Below are 16,840 nucleotides of genomic sequence, written 5' to 3'. Positions count from 1 at the left end.
TCGGTCAGTCCCGGGAGGGATCAGTTCGTGCCCTTGCCGCCGCATTTGCCGGTGGCAACGTTGAAGTTGCCGCAGGACAGAGGCGCGCGCCAATCCGAAATCAGGTCCTTGGAATCGGGCAGATAGTCGGACCATTCGTCGCCCATCACGAGGCCGGGCGTCTGCGACACGGTCTCGAACTGGCCGTCGGCCTGGATCTCGCCGATCAGCACCGGCTTGGTGATGTGATGGTTCGGCATCATGGTCGAATAGCCGCCGGTGAGGTTCGGCACGGACACGCCGACCATGGCGTCGATGACCTTGTCGGGATCGGTGGTGCCGGCCTTTTCGACCGCCTTCACCCACATGTTGAAGCCGATATAGTGAGCTTCCATCGGGTCGTTGGTGGTGCGCTTGTCATTCTTGATGAACTTGTGCCAGTCGGCGATGAACTTCTTGTTTTCGGGTGTGTCGACGCTCTCGAAATAGTTCCAGGCAGCGAGATGGCCGACCAGCGGCGCGGTATCGAGACCGGCCAGTTCTTCCTCACCGACCGAAAAGGCCATGACCGGGATGTCCTCGGCCTTGATGCCCTGGTTGCCGAGTTCCTTGTAGAACGGAACGTTGGCGTCGCCATTGACGGTCGAGACGACGGCGGTCTTCTTGCCGGCCGAGCCGAATTTCTTGATTGCGGAGACTTCGGTCTGCCAGTCGGAGAAGCCGAACGGCGTGTAGTTGACCATGATGTCTTCGGCGGCGACGCCCTTGGCCTTCAGATAGGCCTCGAGGATTTTGTTGGTGGTTCGGGGATAGACGTAGTCGGTGCCTTCCAGCACCCAGCGCTTCACCGAGCCACCGTCCTCGCTCATGAGATAATCGACGGCAGGAATCGCCTGCTGGTTCGGGGCGGCGCCGGTGTAGAACACGTTGCGCTCGCTTTCCTCGCCCTCATACTGGACGGGGTAGAACAGGATGTTGTCGAGTTCCGAGAACACCGGCAACACCGATTTGCGCGACACCGAGGTCCAGCAGCCGAACACGGCGGCGACCTTGTCCTTCGAGATCAGCTCGCGCGCCTTTTCGGCAAAGAGCGGCCAGTTGGAGGCCGGATCGACAACGACCGCCTCGAGCTTCTTGCCGAGCAGACCGCCCTTGGCATTCTGCTCTTCGATGAGCATCAGCATGGCGTCTTTCAGCGTCGTCTCCGAAATCGCCATGGTCCCCGACAGCGAATGCAGAATGCCGACCTTGATCGTGTCTTCGGCGGCCTGGGCCGGAGACGACATCGACAGGCCGGCGGCGACCACGCCGGCCGAAAACATTTTTGTTATTGTGGAGAAATTACCCCTCATACCGAAGACTCCCAAGCTGTTTGATTGCACCGCGATAATGCAATGCAACTGCCGTGCCAAACGCAAAGGCGCCGCTCACGAAGATGGAATAGCCGAGCGTTATCAGCCGGTTGGTATATTAGCCTCGAGAAAACAGTGGTAGCCGGCGAAAATTGATTGAGGCAAATTTGCGCAGCGCACATGGCTTTTGCCTAATTTTTGCCCAATTGAGACAAATGCCTAGTTTTTGATCTCCGGCCGTGTGTTCCGGGCTAACAATGTTGCGGTACCGCGCAAAAATAGGGCAAGCTCGCCCTTCAAAAGAGTGACGTCATGACATCTCGCACCTCATGCATTTCCGGCATCCTGCTGCTGATGGCAACGAGCGGCGCCGCGCGCGCCGATTTCAGCGAGGGCAAGCTTCCGGACGGCACCTATCATTGCGAGGTCTATTTGCTCGGCGCCTTCCTCAACCTCGGCGACATCACTATCAAGGGCAATGTCTATAGTGGTCCGGTGACATTCGGCACCGCGACGCAAGGCTACAACTATCAGATGAATGCCAATGGCGAGATCACCTGGCTCGGGCCGCTGGGCGGCTATACCACCGGTGGCAACTCCGTCTCCATGACACAGGCAACACTGGACGGCGAGACCGCCCCGTCATTCGACATCATTCTGAAGCAGCCCGACGGCGCCTTCACCGCCTCGACCTGCACCAAGGGCTGAGCGATGCGTAGTGCCGCGCCCAGTTGCGGCAAAAACTTCCTCTTATGTCATGTGAATGTTGCCTAGGCAGACTAGGGCAACGGTGCGCCGTAACATCCACCCTGAGAGGCAGACACCATGGCCAATGCACCGTCTTCATCCTCCCCCGTCATCCGCGAAATCATTGCCGAGCGCGTCTCGCGCCGGTCTCTTTTGAAAGGCAGCCTCGCCTCCGGCGCGCTGATTGCCGGCGGCAGCTTTGTCGGCTCCTTGTTTGCCGGCGAAACGCATGCCGCCACAGCGCAGTCGACGCTCGGCTTTCCCGAGCTGAAACGGGTCTACGGCAAGACCCATGCCGCCGCCGAAGGCTATGAGACGACCATCGTCGCGCGCTGGGGCGACCCGCTTGCAGCCGGCCTCGCCGAATTCGACGGCAACAAGGTCGCGGCGGAGGAACAGGAAAAGCGCTTCGGCTACAATTGCGACTACATCGCCTTCATGCCGCTGCCCAAGGGCACGGTGAATTCCGATCATGGCCTGCTCTGCGTCAACAACGAATACATCTCGCCCAATGTGATGTTTCCGGGGATGACCGAGGGCGATGCCGGCAAGACGATGACCAGGGAACAGGTCGATCTCGGCATGGCCGCGATGGGCCATTCGATCGTCGAGGTGCAATTGAAGGACGGCAAGTGGGCAAGCGTGGCGGACAGCCCGCTCAACCGCCGCATCACCGCCAACACCGAAATGACCGTTTCCGGACCGGTTGCCGGCCATGCGCTGATGAAAACTTCGGCCGACCCGACTGGCACGAAAGTGCTCGGCACCAGCTATAATTGCAGCGGCGGTTTCACCCCCTGGGGTACGGTGCTGACCTGCGAGGAAGGCGTGTCCGACATTTTCGGCGGCGACCCGAAAAAGGCGCCGACTGCCGACCTGCTCGACCGTTACGGCTTCGACGGCTCCGACATCTATGGCCGCGGCCGCTTCCATGACCGCTTCAACCTCGACAAGGAACCGAACGAGGCCAACCGCTTCGACTGGGTGGTCGAGATCGACCCTTACGATCCTCAGTCCAGGCCGGTGAAGCGCACGGCACTTGGCCGCATGTCGCATGAGGCCTCGACCGTGGTCCTCAACAAGGACGGCCGCGTTGTCGTCTATATGGGTGACGACGACTATTTCGAATATATGTACCGCTTCGTCTCGGCCAAGGCCTATGACAAGGCCAATCCGGCCTCCGGCGCCGATCTGCTCGACGATGGCGTGCTGTCGGTCGCCCGCTTCGATGCCGATGGCTCGATGACGTGGCTGCCGTTGGTGCACGGCCAGGGCAAGCTTACCGTCGAGAACGGTTTTGCCGACCAGGCCGAGGTGCTGTTGAAGACGCGGTTTGCGGCAGATGCGCTCGGCGCCACGCCGATGGACCGGCCCGAGGACATCGAGACCAATCCGGTGACCGGCCGCGTCTATGCGGTGATGACCAAGAACAAGAAGCGCGACCAGTCAAAGGTCAATCCGGCCAACACGCGGCCGGAAAATCTCTGGGGCCATATTGTCGAACTGATCCCGCCCGGCCGCCGCGGCGCGGACGCCGACCACACGGCCGAAAACTATGCCTGGGACCTGTTCGTGCTCTGCGGCAATCCCAGGGATGCCAAGGTCGGCGCCACCTTCCATCCGGATACGTCGGACAATGGCTGGTTCGTCTGCCCCGACAACATCACCTTCGATCCGGCCGGGCGGCTGTGGGTGGCGACGGACGGCGCCAATGATTTCGACCTGCCGGACGGCGTCTATGGCGTCGACACCGAAGGTGCGGCGCGCGGCCTGCCGAAGCTGCTGTTCACCTGCCCGCACGGCGCCGAAGCGACCGGCCCGTGCTTCACGCCGGACGGCTCGACTTTGTTCCTGTCGGTGCAGCACCCTGCGGAAGATGCAGAGACGCTCGACAAGGCGCAGACGCTGTGGCCCGACTTCAGGGATGGCCAATTGCCGCGGCCGTCCGTCGTCGCCATCCGCCGCAAGGACGGACAGCCGGTCGGCGCATAGTGTCCTAGGGAAAAGGGCGGAACGCGCCATGCGCGTTCCGCGTAGCGATCCGGGAGGACGGCTCAGATCGTCTTGGCCGACATTTGCGAAGCGATGTATTCGGCCTGGCGGATAGCCAGCGACACGATCGTCAGCGTCGGATTTTCAGCCGCACCGGTGGTGAACTGGCTGCCGTCCGACACGAACAGGTTTTTGATGTCGTGCGCCTGGCCGTGCTTGTTGACGACGCCGTCTTCCGCCTTTTCACTCATCCGGTTGGTGCCGAGATTGTGGGTTGAGGGATAGGGCGGCGTCGGGAAGGAGCGCGTCGCGCCGACCGCATCGTAAAGCGCTGTGGCCTGCTTGTAGGCATGATTGCGCATCGCCGTGTCGTTGGGATGATCATCGAAATGCACGTCGGCGATCGGCATGCCGTGCGCCTCCTTCTCGTCCTTGTGCAGCGTGACGCGGTTTTCCGCGCGCGGCATGTCCTCGCCGACGATCCACAGGCCAGCCATGTGATCATAGTGGTCGAGCGCGGTGGTGAAGGAACGGCCCCAGCCGCCGGGATTGAGGAAGGCGGCCATGAAGGGCAGGCCGAGCGACAGCGTCTCGAATTCATAGCCGCCGACAAAGCCGCGTGAGGGATCGTACCGCGCCTCGTCGCGGATAATGCCGGCCATGGTGGTGCCGCGATACATATGCACCGGTTGGTCGAAAATGGCGTAGACCGAACCGGTGGTGTGGCGCATGTAGTTCTTGCCGACCTGCCCCGACGAATTGGCAAGCCCTTGCGGAAACTTCGCTGACTCGGAGTTCAGCAGCAGGCGCGGGCTTTCGATCGAGTTGCCGGCGACGGCGACGATGCGGGCCTTCTGCTCCTGCAGATTGCCGTCCTTGTCGGCATAGACGACGCCGGTCACTTTTCCGCTAGCGTCATGGTTGATCTTGATCGCCATGGCGTTCGGCCGGACCTCGAGATGGCCGGTCGCCTCACCCTTGGGAATCTCGGTGTAGAGCGTCGACCATTTGGCGCCCCATTTGCAGCCCTGGAAGCAGAAGCCGGTCTGTTGGCAGGAGTTCCGGTCATCACGCTCGACCGAATTGATTGCCATGTTGCCGGTATGACATTCCTTATAGCCGAGCTTGTCGGCGCCGGCCTTGAGCACCTTGAAATTGTTGTTGCCGGGCAGCCGCGGCCAGCCATTGGTGCCGGTGACGCCCATCTTGGCTTCCGCCTTGGCGTAGTAAGGCTCCATCTCGGCCAATGTGACCGGCCAGTCCAGCAGGTTGGCGCCTTCCAGCTTGCCGTAGGTCGAGAGCGTCTTGAACTCATGCTCCTGGAAGCGCAGCGAGGCGCCGGCCCAGTGCGTGGTCGAGCCGCCGACCGATTTGACTATCCAGGCCGGCAAATTCGGAAAATCCTTCGACACCCGCCAGTCGCCGGACGTCGTGCGCTTGTCCGTCCAGGCGAGTTGGCTGAAGGAACCCCACTCGTCATTGATGAAATCCTCGTATTCGTGACGCGCGCCGGCCTCGAGGATGACGACATCGACGCCTTTCTGGGCGAGTTCGTTGCCGAGCGTGCCGCCGCCGGCGCCGGAGCCGATGATCACGACCACGCCGTCGTTGTTGAGATCAAATGAAGCTGCCATGGTTTCCTCCCATGAATTCCTGTTTGCGGGGTTTCAGAACGACGGAAGGGCTCAGAGCCACTCTATGTCGTCGAAACCGCGCGCGATGTAGCCGCCCTTGGAGTAGGATTCGCCCTCGTAGCCGAAGATCGGCCACACCTCCTGCTGGTTGTAGAGGCTGACGACGAGGCCGCCGCGGATGGACTGGAAGAACGGCGTCGCCTCCATCTGCTGTAGCACGGCAACGCGCTGCTCCTCCCAGCCGAGGCCGCGATAGCCGCCCTCGCCCGACTTCTTGTCGAGGTCGGCGATGCCGTCTTCGATCATCGTCTTGTAGGCAGCGTCCTTGCCGGCCTGCTCATCATGCCCTTTTACGGCGATGGCGTAGTATTTGTCGGGCACCTGATCGTGCGGATAGATGTCGCGCGCCATCTGGATCAGCGTTGCCATGGTTTCGGGCTTGAGCGCCGATGTCTCGAGCCCCCAGGCATTTTCAGGGCTGATGACGGCGCTGCCGGAAATGACGAGCAACGCGCCGATGCCGCCGCGTTTGAGAAGTTCACGACGTGAGAGCCTCGCGTCATAGATCGTGACCATTTTGTTCCTCCCTGCTTGCTGTTTGCGCCCTTGAACAGCGCCGTTGCTGGCGCCGCGCGGCTGAATGCGGCCGATAATCCCCTACTGGAAGCGCCCTCCACGCTGCAGAACCTCGATCTTGTAGCCGTCGGGGTCCTCGATGAAGAAAAAGCGGGCGATCAGCGATCCGTCGCGGTTGAATTCGACGATCTTCTTGGGGTTGAGGCCGAGCGCGCCGATCCGGTCGTGTTCGCTGTCGAGATCGGACACCGAGACCGCCAGGTGGCCATAACCGTCGCCTAGCCCATAAGGCTCGGTGCGGCCCTTGTTCACGGTGAGTTCGAGCTCGAACCCCGTTTCGGCGTTGGCAAGGTAAATCAGCGTGAATGTCTCGAAATCCAGCCTGTCGGCGACATCGAGCCCGAAAGCGTTTCTGTAGAAATCGACGGATCTGGCCTCTTGGAGAACCCGGATCATGGAATGGATTGCCTTCGCCAAATCAGTCTCCGCCGCTGCATGTTGGAGGCGATTATGGGCGGCACGCGCGAAAGGTGGTGGCAGCCGGTTACCACGGCTAAATTTGCAATCGCTGCTATGCCTGCGCCTAAAGACGAAAGTCCGATTGCCGATTCGGCCCACAAGGCCGAACATGCAGGGACAACCACAACTTGAAGGCGCGACACGCTGCGCCCAAAACCAACAATATCGGGAGGTAAGGATGTGCAGGGTTTTTGCCGGGCAGGATCCGGAAGGCTATCGACAGATCAACCGGTCGATCCGCATCGACGGTCACTCTACGAGTATCCAGCTTGAAGGAACATTCTGGGCGCTGCTTGACGAAATTGCCGACAGCCAAGGCCTGACGACGCCGAAGTTCATCTCAAAACTCTATGACGAGGCGATCGAGATCAACGGCGCCATTCCCAACTTCGCGTCGATGCTGCGTACCACCTGCGCGCTCTATCTGCGCGGTCACCGGCCAGACATGGATGAGCTGACGCCGAAGCGCGAAGCGGCCTGAGGAAGCTAGCCTTCCGCCGCAACGTCGAGCCCGAGCCGCGCCATATCGGTGAACAGCGCCTGACGTTCGGAATAGGCAGTCTGTTCGCCGGTCACGATGTTGTCGACGACGGTCAGCAGCGACAGCGCGCGGGCGCCGAAATGCGCCGCGATTCGGTAGAGTGCGCTGGTTTCCATATCGACAGCGAGAGCGCCAAGCGCCTGCGCTTCGGCAAAGCGGTCGCGCCCTTCAGGGTGGTAGAAGACATCGCTGCAGATGGTCAGCCCGGCCTGGTGGTCGATGCCGAGCTGGGCGGCGCAGGCCAAAGCGTGGGCGAACAGGCCGGGATCGGGCCCGGCGGCAGCATCGTAGAGGCCGAAGACCTGGCCGCTTTGGTCGCTTTCGGCGCGCACCGACTGCGAGATCACCAAGGAGCGCAGCGGCACGCGGGGTGTCAGGCCGCCGCAGGTACCTGTGCGGATCAGCGTTTTGACGCCGTGAACATCCAGGAGTTCATGCACATAGACCAGGAAAGACGGGACACCGATGCCGGTGGCCTGGATGCTGATGGGACGGCCGCGATAGAGACCAGTGAAGCCGAGTGCGCCCCGGCGGCGGTTGACGCAGCGCGGTGCCTCAAGAAATGTCTTTGCCATCCACTCGGCGCGTTGCGGATCGCCCGGTAACAGCACCGTTGCGGCATAGTCGCCCCTGGCAGCCTCGTTGTGCGGCGTCACGACATGCTCCCCAATACCCGCCGCCCGTTTCGCCTGCAATCATGGCAGCGTCACGTCATTGCGCAAGCTTTGAATTAGGGCGCCCTAAGACTCCAACACATCCTTGACCACGGTGGCCAGCTGCTTGAGGGAGAACGGCTTCGGCAGGAAGCCGAATTGCGCGTCCGGCGGCAGGTTTCTGGCGAAAGCGTCTTCCGCATAGCCGGACACGAAGACGAACTTGATGTCGGGCTGGCGCTTGCGCAGTTCGCCGAGCAGCGTCGGTCCGTCCATTTCCGGCATCACCACGTCGGACACGACGATATCGACTTTGCCGCCGAGCGCCTCGAAGACTTCCAGCGCCTCGACGCCCGAGGAGGCCTCATGGACGGTATAGCCGCGCGAGGTCAGCGCCCGCGAGCCGCCCATGCGCACGGCGTCTTCGTCCTCGACGAGGAGCACAGTGGCCGAGCCCGACAGGTCCTTGGCGCTGTCGGCGGCTTTCACCGGCGCAGCCGGCGCCTCGCTGACGTCGCCGGGCTTCTTCGCCTCCACGATATGGCGCGGCAGGAAGATGCGGAAGGTCGAACCCTTGCCGACTTCGGAATCGCAGAAGATGAAACCGCCGGTCTGCTTGATGATGCCATAGACCATCGACAGGCCAAGGCCGGTGCCTTTGCCGACTTCCTTGGTGGTGAAGAACGGCTCAAAAATCTTCTTCAGCACGTCCGGCGCAATGCCCGAGCCGCTATCCTCGACCTCGACCACGACATAGTCGGCAGGCGTGAGCTCGCGGTAGGAGAAGCTCTTGCATTGTTCGGCGGTGACGTTGCGGGTGCGCACGGTGAGGTCGCCGCCGGCCGGCATGGCGTCGCGCGCGTTGACGGCCAGGTTGACCACCACCTGCTCGAACTGGCCGATATCGACCTTGACCGGCCACAAATCGCGGCCGTGGTCGACCTTCAGCTTGATCTCGTTGCCAACCAGGCGGGCAAGCAGCATCCGGAGATCGGCAAGCACGTCGGTCAGGTTCAGCACTTCCGGCCGCAATGTCTGCTTGCGCGAGAAGGCGAGCAACTGCCGCACCAGCGAGGCCGCCCGGTTGGCATTCTGCTTGATGTTCATGATGTCGGGGAAGGACGGGTCCGACGGCCGGTGATTGGTCAGCAAAAGATCCGACGCCATGATGATGGCGGTCAGCACATTGTTGAAGTCGTGGGCGATGCCGCCGGCGAGCTGTCCGACCGCCTGCATCTTCTGGCTCTGCGCCATCTGGCCCTCGAGCGCCTTCTGCTCGGTGGTCTCGACGGCATAGACGATGGCCGATTCCTCGGCGCCCTCGCCGGTGCCGTCGGCGACGGCGTTGACGTAGAAGCGGATGTGACGCTCCTCATTGCCTGGCAGCAGCGTGTCGATCGGCTCGATGTCGGCCTGCCTCAGCCGCGCCTTTTCGAACGCGGCGGCAAAGGCCGGCCGGTCGCGCTCATGGATCACGGTGTCCAGCCGCACGCGGCGGTCAACCGCGTCGCCGTCGACGACGGAGGAAAACAGCGACAGGAACGGCGCGTTGGTGCGCAGGATGCGGCCGCCATTGTCGACGGCAGCAATGGCCATCGGCGTCGAATTGAAGAAACGGGTGAAGCGCACTTCCGAAGCCCGAAGGTCGGCCGATGCGTCCTCGCCCTGGGTGCGGTTGAGCACAATGGTGCGGGTCGGACCGTTGGTCCCCTCGCGGCTGGCCGAGACCCGATGCATGAAGCGCACCGGCACCGCCTCGCCGGTTGTCGTCGTCAGATCGAGATCGATGACGGCGTTGCGGGTGGTGCCGGGATCGGCCTTGACCGAGCGCACCAGCGCCATGCCGTCGCCGGCGACGATTTCCGGGAGTGTCACGGCGCCAGGGGTGAAGCTCGCCAGATCGATGCCCAGCCATTCGGCGAGCGTGGCGTTGATGTAGGTGACACGGCCTTCCTGGTCGGCCGAGAAGAAACCGGCCGGCGCATGGTCGAGATGGTCGATAGCCTTTTGCAGGTCGAGGAAGAAACGCTCCTGCTCGGCCCGTTCCTGCGAGATGTCGGCGAGTTGCCAGGCAAGCATCGGCAGGCGCTGACCGGGAACGCTGAAGGTACGGGCTCGCGCCCGGTACCAGCGCGCGCCGGGTTCGGCGCCCGGCCGGATCGACTGTGCCAGCCGGAACTCACCGTCGCCGGCCTGGCCATCGCGCAAGCCCGAGGCCAGCCGGTATATGGTCACCGAAGCTTCGGGGACATCGGAAAGCAGGCCTTCGACCGTCTTCAGATCGGCGGCCGACGCAGCCCCGGTCATCTCGGCATAGGCCCGGTTGGCGTAGACCACGCGGCCCTTCGTGTCGGTGACGATCAGGCCCTGCGACATGGAATCGACGAAGGCCTTCGACAGTTCATCCCCGGTCGAACGCGGCGCGATCTGCACGAAGCCGATGGCCGTGGCGAACAGGAAGCCGACGCCGATCATGGCAAGCACGCCCAGCATGCCGAGCAGGAACGGATCGCCAAGACGCTCGCGGAAAATGCCGAAAACGATCGCGGCCCCGGTCAGGACGATGATGAACACGATGAGCCGGGTAACCGCGCCTGGCCGCGTGTTCTGATCGACGATCGGTACCGGATAGAAATCGCCGCGCGTTTCCCTGGCCATATGCCCCCTGCTCGTGAGTTGTCCGACACCGCCCCCGGCCGGTTGAATCACATTCTCCTAATCCGGAAAAGGCCCTGGCGGCAAATGTCGGATAAAAATGACGCGTCGGTGTTTTCAAGCTGTTCACGAAGCGTGAAGGCAACTTGCGGTGGCTGGCCGCAACGGTCTAGTGTCCCTCCACTTCAAAAGCCGATTGGGGGCACCGATGCAGTGGCTGGATAATGTGGCGGGTCCCGGATATGCCGCAGCGCTGCTGTGGACGTTTGCTGCCCTTGTCCTGCTGGTCATCGTGCTCATCATCATCAGGCTGGTCCGCAACCTGACCTTCGGCACCTTCGTTGCCGGCGGCAGGAACCGCAAGACACGGCTGGCGGTCATGGACGCGACGGCGGTCGACAGCCACCGCCGGCTGGTGCTCATCCGTCGCGACGACATCGAACACCTGCTTTTGATCGGCGGCCCGACCGACGTTGTCGTCGAGCGCGATATCAGACTTGCAGCGCCACGCCGTCCGGCATTGACCGGCGATGGCGGTGTTGGCCAGCAGCAACAGGCGCCGCGGCCGCGCGCAGCACAACCCGCTCCCACCGCGCCCGCAAGGCAGGCGCCACCGCCGCAACCGGTAAGGGCTGCTCCAGCCGCCGTTCCGCCGCGCCAGGCCGCGCCGGCGCCGAAACCGGCTCAAATCTACCAGGCGAGCAATGTGACACCGCTGCCGGCCTATGGCTCCGCCGCCAATACTGCCCGGCAGGCCCCGCCACCGAAGCATGAGTCCATCGACGATACCCTGATGCGGGAGCTCGAGGTCTCGCTCGACGATTCGCACCCCAAACCGGCAAGCAAGCCGGCTGCGAAGGCACCGCAGTCTCTCGACGACGAGATGACCAAGCTGCTCGGCGAACTCGCCAGCCAGAAACGGTAAAGCCCGGCGAACCGTCACATCTTGCCGATTGCCGATCGAACGCCGCTTAAGCGTGTCGTCCGTTTCAGCGCGACGCGCTTTAACTTGGGGGCGGACTAAACCCTTCGGCCAAAAACAGAAATGGCCGGGAAACCCGGCCATTTCTGATGAAACAGTCCTGCCTGACGGCAGCGGCTCAATCGTCGCGATAGACCTTCTCACGGCGTTCGTGGCGCTCCTGCGCTTCGATCGACAAGGTCGCGATCGGACGCGCATCCAGCCGCTTCAGCGCGATCGGCTCGCCGGTTTCCTCGCAATAGCCGTATGTGCCTTCATCGATGCGCTGCAGCGCCGAATCGATCTTTGAAATGAGCTTGCGCTGGCGGTCGCGGGCCCGAAGCTCGATGGCGCGGTCGGTTTCCGAGGAAGCGCGATCGGCGAGATCGGGATGGTTGGCGTTTTCCTGCTGCAGGATTTCGAGGGTTTCGCGCGCTTCGCGCAGTATGTCGGTCTTCCAGGTGACGAGCTTCAGGCGAAAGTAGGATTTCTGCCGTTCGTTCATGAACGGCTCGTCTTCGGAGGGTACGTAATTGGCTGTAACGATATCGTTCATTCGACTCACCCAACAACCCCAAATTTGGCGCCTATATATTCGCGCAGAGAAGGCTGCACAAGCGTAATCCGCGCGCGTTTCACGCAATTGTTAATGCCGCGCGGGCGATCCTCAGCAAAGCCTTCCATAGCAAGGGCGCGGGCGAATTCGCACATGATTCGCTGCGCTTGGGCGTCGCCGCCCATTGTGCCTCAGGCCTTTCTCGTGGCTAATCCAGTTGTGTCATTGGTGGGCAGCACACCATTGGGGGTCCGGTGAGCAGACTGTATCTGTTGAGGCATGCGAAGGCTGGCTGGGCCCTTCCCGGCGTGCGCGACTTCGATCGCCCGCTCGACGCATCCGGCATTGCCGATGCCGAAATGATGGGGACTGCGATGCGTGCCCGCAACTACATCCCCGATATCACGCTCTGCTCCAACGCCAAGCGGGCGCGCCAGACGCTGGAAGGCATCGCCGGCCACACCGATACCGGCCGGGTGCTGTTCTTCGACACGCTCTACAGCGAGGATGCCGCCGGCTACCTCGCCATCATCCGCAGCAATGGCGGCCCCGGCTCGCTGCTGGTCATCGGCCACAATCCGATGACGGAAGACCTTGCCATGGCGGTCTCGGGCGATGGCGACGAGGCCGCGCGGGCCATCATGAACCATGGTTTCCCGACCTCCGGCCTTGCGGTCGTGCGCTTCGACGGTACCCTCACCGACGCCGCGCAAGGTTCGGGCTATCTCGAAGCCTTCCTGACGCCCGCCGATCTCTGAGCGGAAACCGGCCAGGTCCAGGCGCCATTTCAAACTGGAGATGCAAAGCCTATATCGGGCGAACGGAAGCCTCGAGAGAACAGATTTTGGCATCATCGCTGACCACTTTCACCGACGAAGCGAGAATTGCCCTGGATACGCTGTCGGGGCGTGCGAGCGGGCTTTTTTCGCCGTCGCTTCGGCTGGGCGTTACCGGCCTTTCGCGCGCCGGCAAGACAGTGTTCATCTCCGCCCTTGTCCACAATCTCATCCATGGTGGGCGCCTGCCGCTGTTCGAGGCGCAGAAGTCGGGACGGATCGCTCGCGCCTTCCTCGAGGAACAGCCGGACGATGCCGTGCCGCGTTTTCAGTACGAGGACCATATCTCCGCCCTGGTCAACGACCGTGTCTGGCCGGACTCGACGCGCGCCATTTCGGAACTCAGGCTCACCATCGAATATGAGTCTGCCTCCGGTTGGAACCGGATGTTTTCCAGCGGCCGATTGTCGGTCGACATCGTCGACTACCCCGGCGAATGGCTGCTCGACCTGCCGCTGCTCGGCAAATCCTTCGCCGATTTTTCGCGCGAGGCGTTCGAGATGGCGATGCTGCCGGTGCGGGCCGACCTGTCGCAGGACTGGCGGGCGCTGTCGGCGAGGATCGAACCCAATGCCGAAGCCGACGAGATGACGGCGCGGCGCCTCGCCGAGAGTTTTGCCGCCTACCTCAAGGCCTGCAAGCTCGACGAGCGGGCGCTTTCGACCTTGCCGCCCGGCCGTTTCCTGATGCCTGGCGACCTCGAGGGATCGCCGGCGCTGACCTTCGCGCCCTTGCTGCTCAAGGGTGAGAAACGGCCGCGGTCCGGCTCGCTGCAAGCGATGATGGAGCGCCGCTACGAGGCCTACAAGACGCATGTGGTGAAACCGTTCTTCCGCGAACACATCACCCGCCTCGACCGCCAGATCGTGGTGATCGACGCCATGCAGGCGCTGAACGCCGGCCCTGGCGCGATGGCCGACCTGGAACGCGCGGTGACCGAAATCCTCTCCTGTTTCCGTCCTGGCCGAGGCAATTTCCTCACCGACCTGTTTTCACGCCGCATCGACCGCATTCTGGTTGCCGCGACCAAGGCCGACCATTTGCATCACGAAAGCCATGACCGGCTGCAGGCAATCGTGCGGCGGCTTGCCGACCGCGCCGTGGCGCGGGCAAATTTCACCGGTGCCGATGTCGACGTGGTCGCCATGGCGGCGGTGCGCGCGACGCGCGAAGGCACGGTCAAGCAAGGCCGCGACACCCTGCCGGTGATCATCGGCACGCCGCTGAAAGGCGAGAAGATCAACGACGAAACCTTCGATGGCAAAACCGAAACCGCGATATTTCCGGGGGACTTGCCGGAAAAAATTGATGAGGTTTTCGACGTTTCCGAATCTGACCATCGGCAGAGCAGCGACGATCCGGCGATCCGTTTCGTGCGCTTTCGCCCGCCAAAGCTCGAACGCACCGCCGAAGGCGTCACGCTGTCGCTGCCGCATATCAGGCTCGACCGCGCCTTGCAGTTCCTGATCGGAGACCATCTGGCATGACCGCGCCCCGCAGACCGGCAGCTTTCCGCATCGAGCCGGAGGCCGGACCGAAGCAGGAAACGCGCCGCCCCCATGCCGAGCCGCCGCGCAAGCCGCGCGCCGTCGTCGTGCCGGCCGAGATCGATGTCTTCGACGAACCCGACATTGTCGCCGCCGAACCGCCGCCGGCGACCGCACCGCGCAGGCGCTCGCTGTTTTCCAGCCTGTTTTTCGGCGCGGCCGGCGTGCTGGTTTCGCTCGCCGTCGGCCTGTGGACCGACCAGCTCATCCGCGACCTGTTCGAGCGCGCAGAGTGGCTGGGTTGGCTGGCAGCGGCAATGGCCGCAATTGTCGTGTTGGCGCTCGCGGTCGTGCTGGTGCGGGAATTCCTGGCTATTGCCCGGCTGGCCGAGGTCGAAAAACTGCAAAAGCGGGCGCTCGATGCCGTGGCGCGCGACGATCCGAAGGCTGCAAGGGCCGTCGTCGAAGAGCTTTCGGCCTTTGTCGCTGCGAAACCCGAAACCGCGGCCGGCAGGCGCTCCCTGGCCGAATTGCGCGGCGAGATCATCGACGGCGGCAATCTGGTGCGACTGGCTGAGGCCGAGATTCTCGGGCCGCTCGATGCGAGAGCCAAGGTGATGATCCTCGAAGCAGCCAAACGCGTGTCGCTGGTCACCGCCGTCAGCCCCCGCGCACTCGTAGACGTTGCCTATGTCGTGTTCGAGGCCGGGCGCCTGATCCGCCGCTTGTCCGAACTCTACGGCGGCAGGCCGGGCACGCTGGGCTTTTTCCGGCTGGCGCGCAGCGTTCTTGCCCATCTGGCGGTGACCGGCTCGATCGCCGTCGGCGACAGCTTCGTCCAGCAGATCGTCGGCCATGGCCTTGCCGCCCGACTGTCGGCGAAACTCGGCGAAGGCGTGGTAAACGGCATGATGACGGCGCGTATTGGCATTGCTGCCATGGAGACGGCGCGGCCCCTGCCCTTCATTGCCGGCAGGCGGCCGGGTATGGGCGATTTCCTGTCGGCGCTGACCTCGTTTGCGGCCAAAAAAGAGAATGAAGCACCCGCCTCAAGCAAGTGAACGCCCTCTCGCGGTCACCAAGCATTAACCAATCTTGTTCATGGTCGTCCAACAACAGCCTCCTTGTTGCCGGGTGTCGTCTATGAAAAGCGTAATCTTGTCCTGCGTCCTGCCCCTGGTCGCGCTTGCAGCACCTCTGGGCCCGACCGGGAAAGCCTTTGCAGCCGAGCCCGACAAGCAGTTCTTCCGCACCGTTGAAGGCAAATGGGTCGGCCCGGGCGAAATCATCGCCGGCAAATACAAGGGCACGAAGTTCACCTGCAGCTTCGACGGCTCGACGCCGGACAACAAGACCGGCATGACGCTCGATGGCGACTGCCGCGTCGGTGTCTTCACCCAGAAAATGTCGGCGACCGTCGAGCGCAAGGGCCGCGACTACAAGGGCAATTTCATGGGCGGCGCCGCGGGGTCGGGCCTGGACATCATCGGCGGCAATGTGGTCGATGCCCGCAAAGTCGTCTTCACCATCAACCGCAACCAATTGCGCGGCGTCATGCAGGCCCGCATTCCCGACGACAATTCGATGACGGTGACTATCGCCGTGCGCGTCGACCAGCAGCTGGTGCCGGTCATCGGCATGAGCCTCAAGCGCGTCGATGCCGTCGAAGTTGGCTCCATCGCCAAAAACTGACTCTCAAGCGGTTCCCCCAAAATGCGCGGAACGGGGTTGCACTGCGCGATAGCTGTTCCGCTCAGCTCGATGTCGGGAAATGACAGGCCACCTTGCGGCCGGGTTGGCGCTCCTCAAGCACGGGCCGCTCGGTGCGGCACCTTTCTGCCGCGATCGGACATGTGGCGCGCAACCGACGATGTCAGCGTCTCCGACGGCCCAAGCCACAGCAAGGCCAACGTGTCAGGGTCCTGTGCGTGCCGGCCGTCCTTCGTGTCAGCGCGATGCGCTTTAAGAACGCCAGCAAAAAAGGCGGCGGCTACTCGAGCCACCGCCTTTCTCAATTTCCGAACGAAGAATCAGCCCTTGATGGCGGCCGTCAGCTCGTCATAGGCCTTGCAGGCGTCGGCCGGCGTGGTGGCGCCCTGATATTTGGTCGTCACAGCCTGCACCTTGGCGGTTAGGTCGGCGGCCTTGGACGGATCCTTGGTGATCGCCTCCTGCAGCGCGGCGGTCATCTCCTGCGCCTTCTTGGCGGCAATCTCCTGCGTGCATTCAGGCGCCTTCGAACAGGCCGATGCGGCAAGCATGGCGACACCCACGCCGACGAGCAAAAACTTCTTCATGTCAGTCATTCTCCTCACGAAGGCAGAACTTGATCGTCGCTGCCTTCCAACGGCC

The 16,840-nt window shown here is 62.9% G+C and carries 17 protein-coding genes; 8 read left to right on the top strand and 9 right to left on the bottom strand.

Annotation, left to right across the window (positions count from 1 at the left end; all coding sequences use genetic code 11):
* Positions 1-20: 20 nt before the first annotated feature.
* Positions 21-1,331 carry an urea ABC transporter substrate-binding protein gene (gene urtA / locus NKJ78_RS03235; RefSeq protein ID WP_023688643.1) on the bottom strand — a complete coding sequence of 437 codons (1,311 nt, stop codon included), beginning with the start codon at positions 1,329-1,331 and terminating at the stop codon, positions 21-23.
* Positions 1,332-1,643: 312 nt separating this feature from the next.
* Between urtA and NKJ78_RS03230 the strand changes: the two genes are divergently transcribed.
* On the top strand, positions 1,644-2,039 hold the full coding sequence (locus NKJ78_RS03230) for a hypothetical protein (protein ID WP_023688644.1): 396 nt from the start codon (positions 1,644-1,646) through the stop codon (positions 2,037-2,039).
* 117 nt (positions 2,040-2,156) lie between these two features.
* A complete protein-coding gene (locus tag NKJ78_RS03225; RefSeq protein ID WP_023688645.1) occupies positions 2,157-4,070 on the top strand; it encodes a PhoX family protein in 1,914 nt (637 codons plus the stop codon).
* Positions 4,071-4,132: 62 nt separating this feature from the next.
* On the opposite strand, the gene NKJ78_RS03220 is transcribed toward NKJ78_RS03225, so the two are convergent.
* From NKJ78_RS03220 to NKJ78_RS03210, 3 genes are all read right to left on the bottom strand, one after another.
* The gene (locus NKJ78_RS03220; RefSeq protein ID WP_023693375.1) at positions 4,133-5,704 is read right to left on the bottom strand and encodes a GMC family oxidoreductase; all 1,572 of its coding nucleotides are present in this window, start codon (positions 5,702-5,704) and stop codon (positions 4,133-4,135) included.
* Positions 5,705-5,755: 51 nt separating this feature from the next.
* The gene (locus NKJ78_RS03215; RefSeq protein ID WP_352459398.1) at positions 5,756-6,280 is read right to left on the bottom strand and encodes a gluconate 2-dehydrogenase subunit 3 family protein; all 525 of its coding nucleotides are present in this window, start codon (positions 6,278-6,280) and stop codon (positions 5,756-5,758) included.
* Between the two features lie 81 nt (positions 6,281-6,361).
* Entirely contained in the window at positions 6,362-6,757 is a 396-nt protein-coding gene (locus NKJ78_RS03210; protein WP_023684616.1) for a VOC family protein, read from the bottom strand.
* 220 nt (positions 6,758-6,977) lie between these two features.
* Here NKJ78_RS03210 and NKJ78_RS03205 point away from each other — a divergent pair, with 220 nt between their 5' ends.
* Positions 6,978-7,280 carry a ribbon-helix-helix domain-containing protein gene (locus tag NKJ78_RS03205; RefSeq protein WP_023670924.1) on the top strand — a complete coding sequence of 101 codons (303 nt, stop codon included), beginning with the start codon at positions 6,978-6,980 and terminating at the stop codon, positions 7,278-7,280.
* A gap of 5 nt (positions 7,281-7,285) precedes the next feature.
* Here NKJ78_RS03205 and NKJ78_RS03200 read toward each other — a convergent pair whose 3' ends face one another.
* Together NKJ78_RS03200 and cckA are read right to left on the bottom strand one after the other, a co-directional pair.
* On the bottom strand, positions 7,286-7,996 hold the full coding sequence (locus NKJ78_RS03200) for a purine-nucleoside phosphorylase (protein ID WP_023736554.1): 711 nt from the start codon (positions 7,994-7,996) through the stop codon (positions 7,286-7,288).
* Between the two features lie 84 nt (positions 7,997-8,080).
* Entirely contained in the window at positions 8,081-10,651 is a 2,571-nt protein-coding gene (cckA, locus tag NKJ78_RS03195) for a cell cycle histidine kinase CckA (RefSeq protein WP_023688649.1), read from the bottom strand.
* Between the two features lie 205 nt (positions 10,652-10,856).
* On the opposite strand from cckA, the gene NKJ78_RS03190 reads away from it, so the two are divergent.
* On the top strand, positions 10,857-11,573 hold the full coding sequence (locus NKJ78_RS03190; protein WP_023693371.1) for a flagellar biosynthetic protein FliO: 717 nt from the start codon (positions 10,857-10,859) through the stop codon (positions 11,571-11,573).
* A 175-nt stretch (positions 11,574-11,748) separates the two neighbouring features.
* Here NKJ78_RS03190 and dksA read toward each other — a convergent pair whose 3' ends face one another.
* A complete protein-coding gene (gene dksA, locus NKJ78_RS03185; protein WP_023673491.1) occupies positions 11,749-12,165 on the bottom strand; it encodes an RNA polymerase-binding protein DksA in 417 nt (138 codons plus the stop codon).
* A 5-nt stretch (positions 12,166-12,170) separates the two neighbouring features.
* Entirely contained in the window at positions 12,171-12,350 is a 180-nt protein-coding gene (locus NKJ78_RS03180) for a hypothetical protein (protein WP_023696495.1), read from the bottom strand.
* Between the two features lie 69 nt (positions 12,351-12,419).
* Between NKJ78_RS03180 and NKJ78_RS03175 the strand changes: the two genes are divergently transcribed.
* The 4 genes from NKJ78_RS03175 (at position 12,420) to NKJ78_RS03160 (ending at position 16,180) form a co-directional block, all read left to right on the top strand.
* Positions 12,420-12,923, top strand: a complete 504-nt coding sequence (locus tag NKJ78_RS03175; RefSeq protein ID WP_023696494.1) for a SixA phosphatase family protein — start codon at positions 12,420-12,422, stop codon at positions 12,921-12,923.
* A gap of 86 nt (positions 12,924-13,009) precedes the next feature.
* Complete coding sequence (locus NKJ78_RS03170) at positions 13,010-14,488, top strand: YcjX family GTP-binding protein (RefSeq protein WP_352459399.1); 1,479 nt, start codon at positions 13,010-13,012, stop codon at positions 14,486-14,488.
* Complete coding sequence (locus NKJ78_RS03165) at positions 14,485-15,549, top strand: YcjF family protein (protein ID WP_023685990.1); 1,065 nt, start codon at positions 14,485-14,487, stop codon at positions 15,547-15,549. The genes NKJ78_RS03170 and NKJ78_RS03165 overlap by 4 nt, the downstream gene beginning before the upstream one ends.
* 82 nt (positions 15,550-15,631) lie before the next feature.
* Positions 15,632-16,180 carry a hypothetical protein gene (locus tag NKJ78_RS03160; RefSeq protein ID WP_023673495.1) on the top strand — a complete coding sequence of 183 codons (549 nt, stop codon included), beginning with the start codon at positions 15,632-15,634 and terminating at the stop codon, positions 16,178-16,180.
* 338 nt (positions 16,181-16,518) lie between these two features.
* Here NKJ78_RS03160 and NKJ78_RS03155 read toward each other — a convergent pair whose 3' ends face one another.
* Positions 16,519-16,785 carry a hypothetical protein gene (locus NKJ78_RS03155; RefSeq protein ID WP_023688654.1) on the bottom strand — a complete coding sequence of 89 codons (267 nt, stop codon included), beginning with the start codon at positions 16,783-16,785 and terminating at the stop codon, positions 16,519-16,521.
* Positions 16,786-16,840 lie beyond the last annotated feature (55 nt).

The organism is Mesorhizobium sp. M0037 (assembly GCF_040323635.1).
Taxonomy (GTDB): domain Bacteria; phylum Pseudomonadota; class Alphaproteobacteria; order Rhizobiales; family Rhizobiaceae; genus Mesorhizobium.
Note: the sequence above shows the minus strand (reverse complement) of the source record. Positions and strands in the feature narration are given on the sequence as shown.

Bases quoted from the DNA above. Each gene is read 5' to 3' on its own strand.
- NKJ78_RS03215 (WP_352459398.1), bottom strand. From the start codon at position 6,280: ATGGTCACGATCTATGACGCGAGGCTCTCACGTCGTGAACTTCTCAAA.
- NKJ78_RS03225 (WP_023688645.1), top strand. From the start codon at position 2,157: ATGGCCAATGCACCGTCTTCATCCTCCCCCGTCATCCGCGAAATCATT.
- NKJ78_RS03155 (WP_023688654.1), bottom strand. From the start codon at position 16,785: ATGAAGAAGTTTTTGCTCGTCGGCGTGGGTGTCGCCATGCTTGCCGCA.
- urtA (WP_023688643.1), bottom strand. From the start codon at position 1,331: ATGAGGGGTAATTTCTCCACAATAACAAAAATGTTTTCGGCCGGCGTG.
- cckA (WP_023688649.1), bottom strand. From the start codon at position 10,651: ATGGCCAGGGAAACGCGCGGCGATTTCTATCCGGTACCGATCGTCGAT.
- NKJ78_RS03190 (WP_023693371.1), top strand. From the start codon at position 10,857: ATGCAGTGGCTGGATAATGTGGCGGGTCCCGGATATGCCGCAGCGCTG.
- NKJ78_RS03165 (WP_023685990.1), top strand. From the start codon at position 14,485: ATGACCGCGCCCCGCAGACCGGCAGCTTTCCGCATCGAGCCGGAGGCC.
- dksA (WP_023673491.1), bottom strand. From the start codon at position 12,165: ATGAACGATATCGTTACAGCCAATTACGTACCCTCCGAAGACGAGCCG.
- NKJ78_RS03160 (WP_023673495.1), top strand. From the start codon at position 15,632: ATGAAAAGCGTAATCTTGTCCTGCGTCCTGCCCCTGGTCGCGCTTGCA.
- NKJ78_RS03205 (WP_023670924.1), top strand. From the start codon at position 6,978: ATGTGCAGGGTTTTTGCCGGGCAGGATCCGGAAGGCTATCGACAGATC.
- NKJ78_RS03220 (WP_023693375.1), bottom strand. From the start codon at position 5,704: ATGGCAGCTTCATTTGATCTCAACAACGACGGCGTGGTCGTGATCATC.
- NKJ78_RS03180 (WP_023696495.1), bottom strand. From the start codon at position 12,350: ATGGGCGGCGACGCCCAAGCGCAGCGAATCATGTGCGAATTCGCCCGC.
- NKJ78_RS03230 (WP_023688644.1), top strand. From the start codon at position 1,644: ATGACATCTCGCACCTCATGCATTTCCGGCATCCTGCTGCTGATGGCA.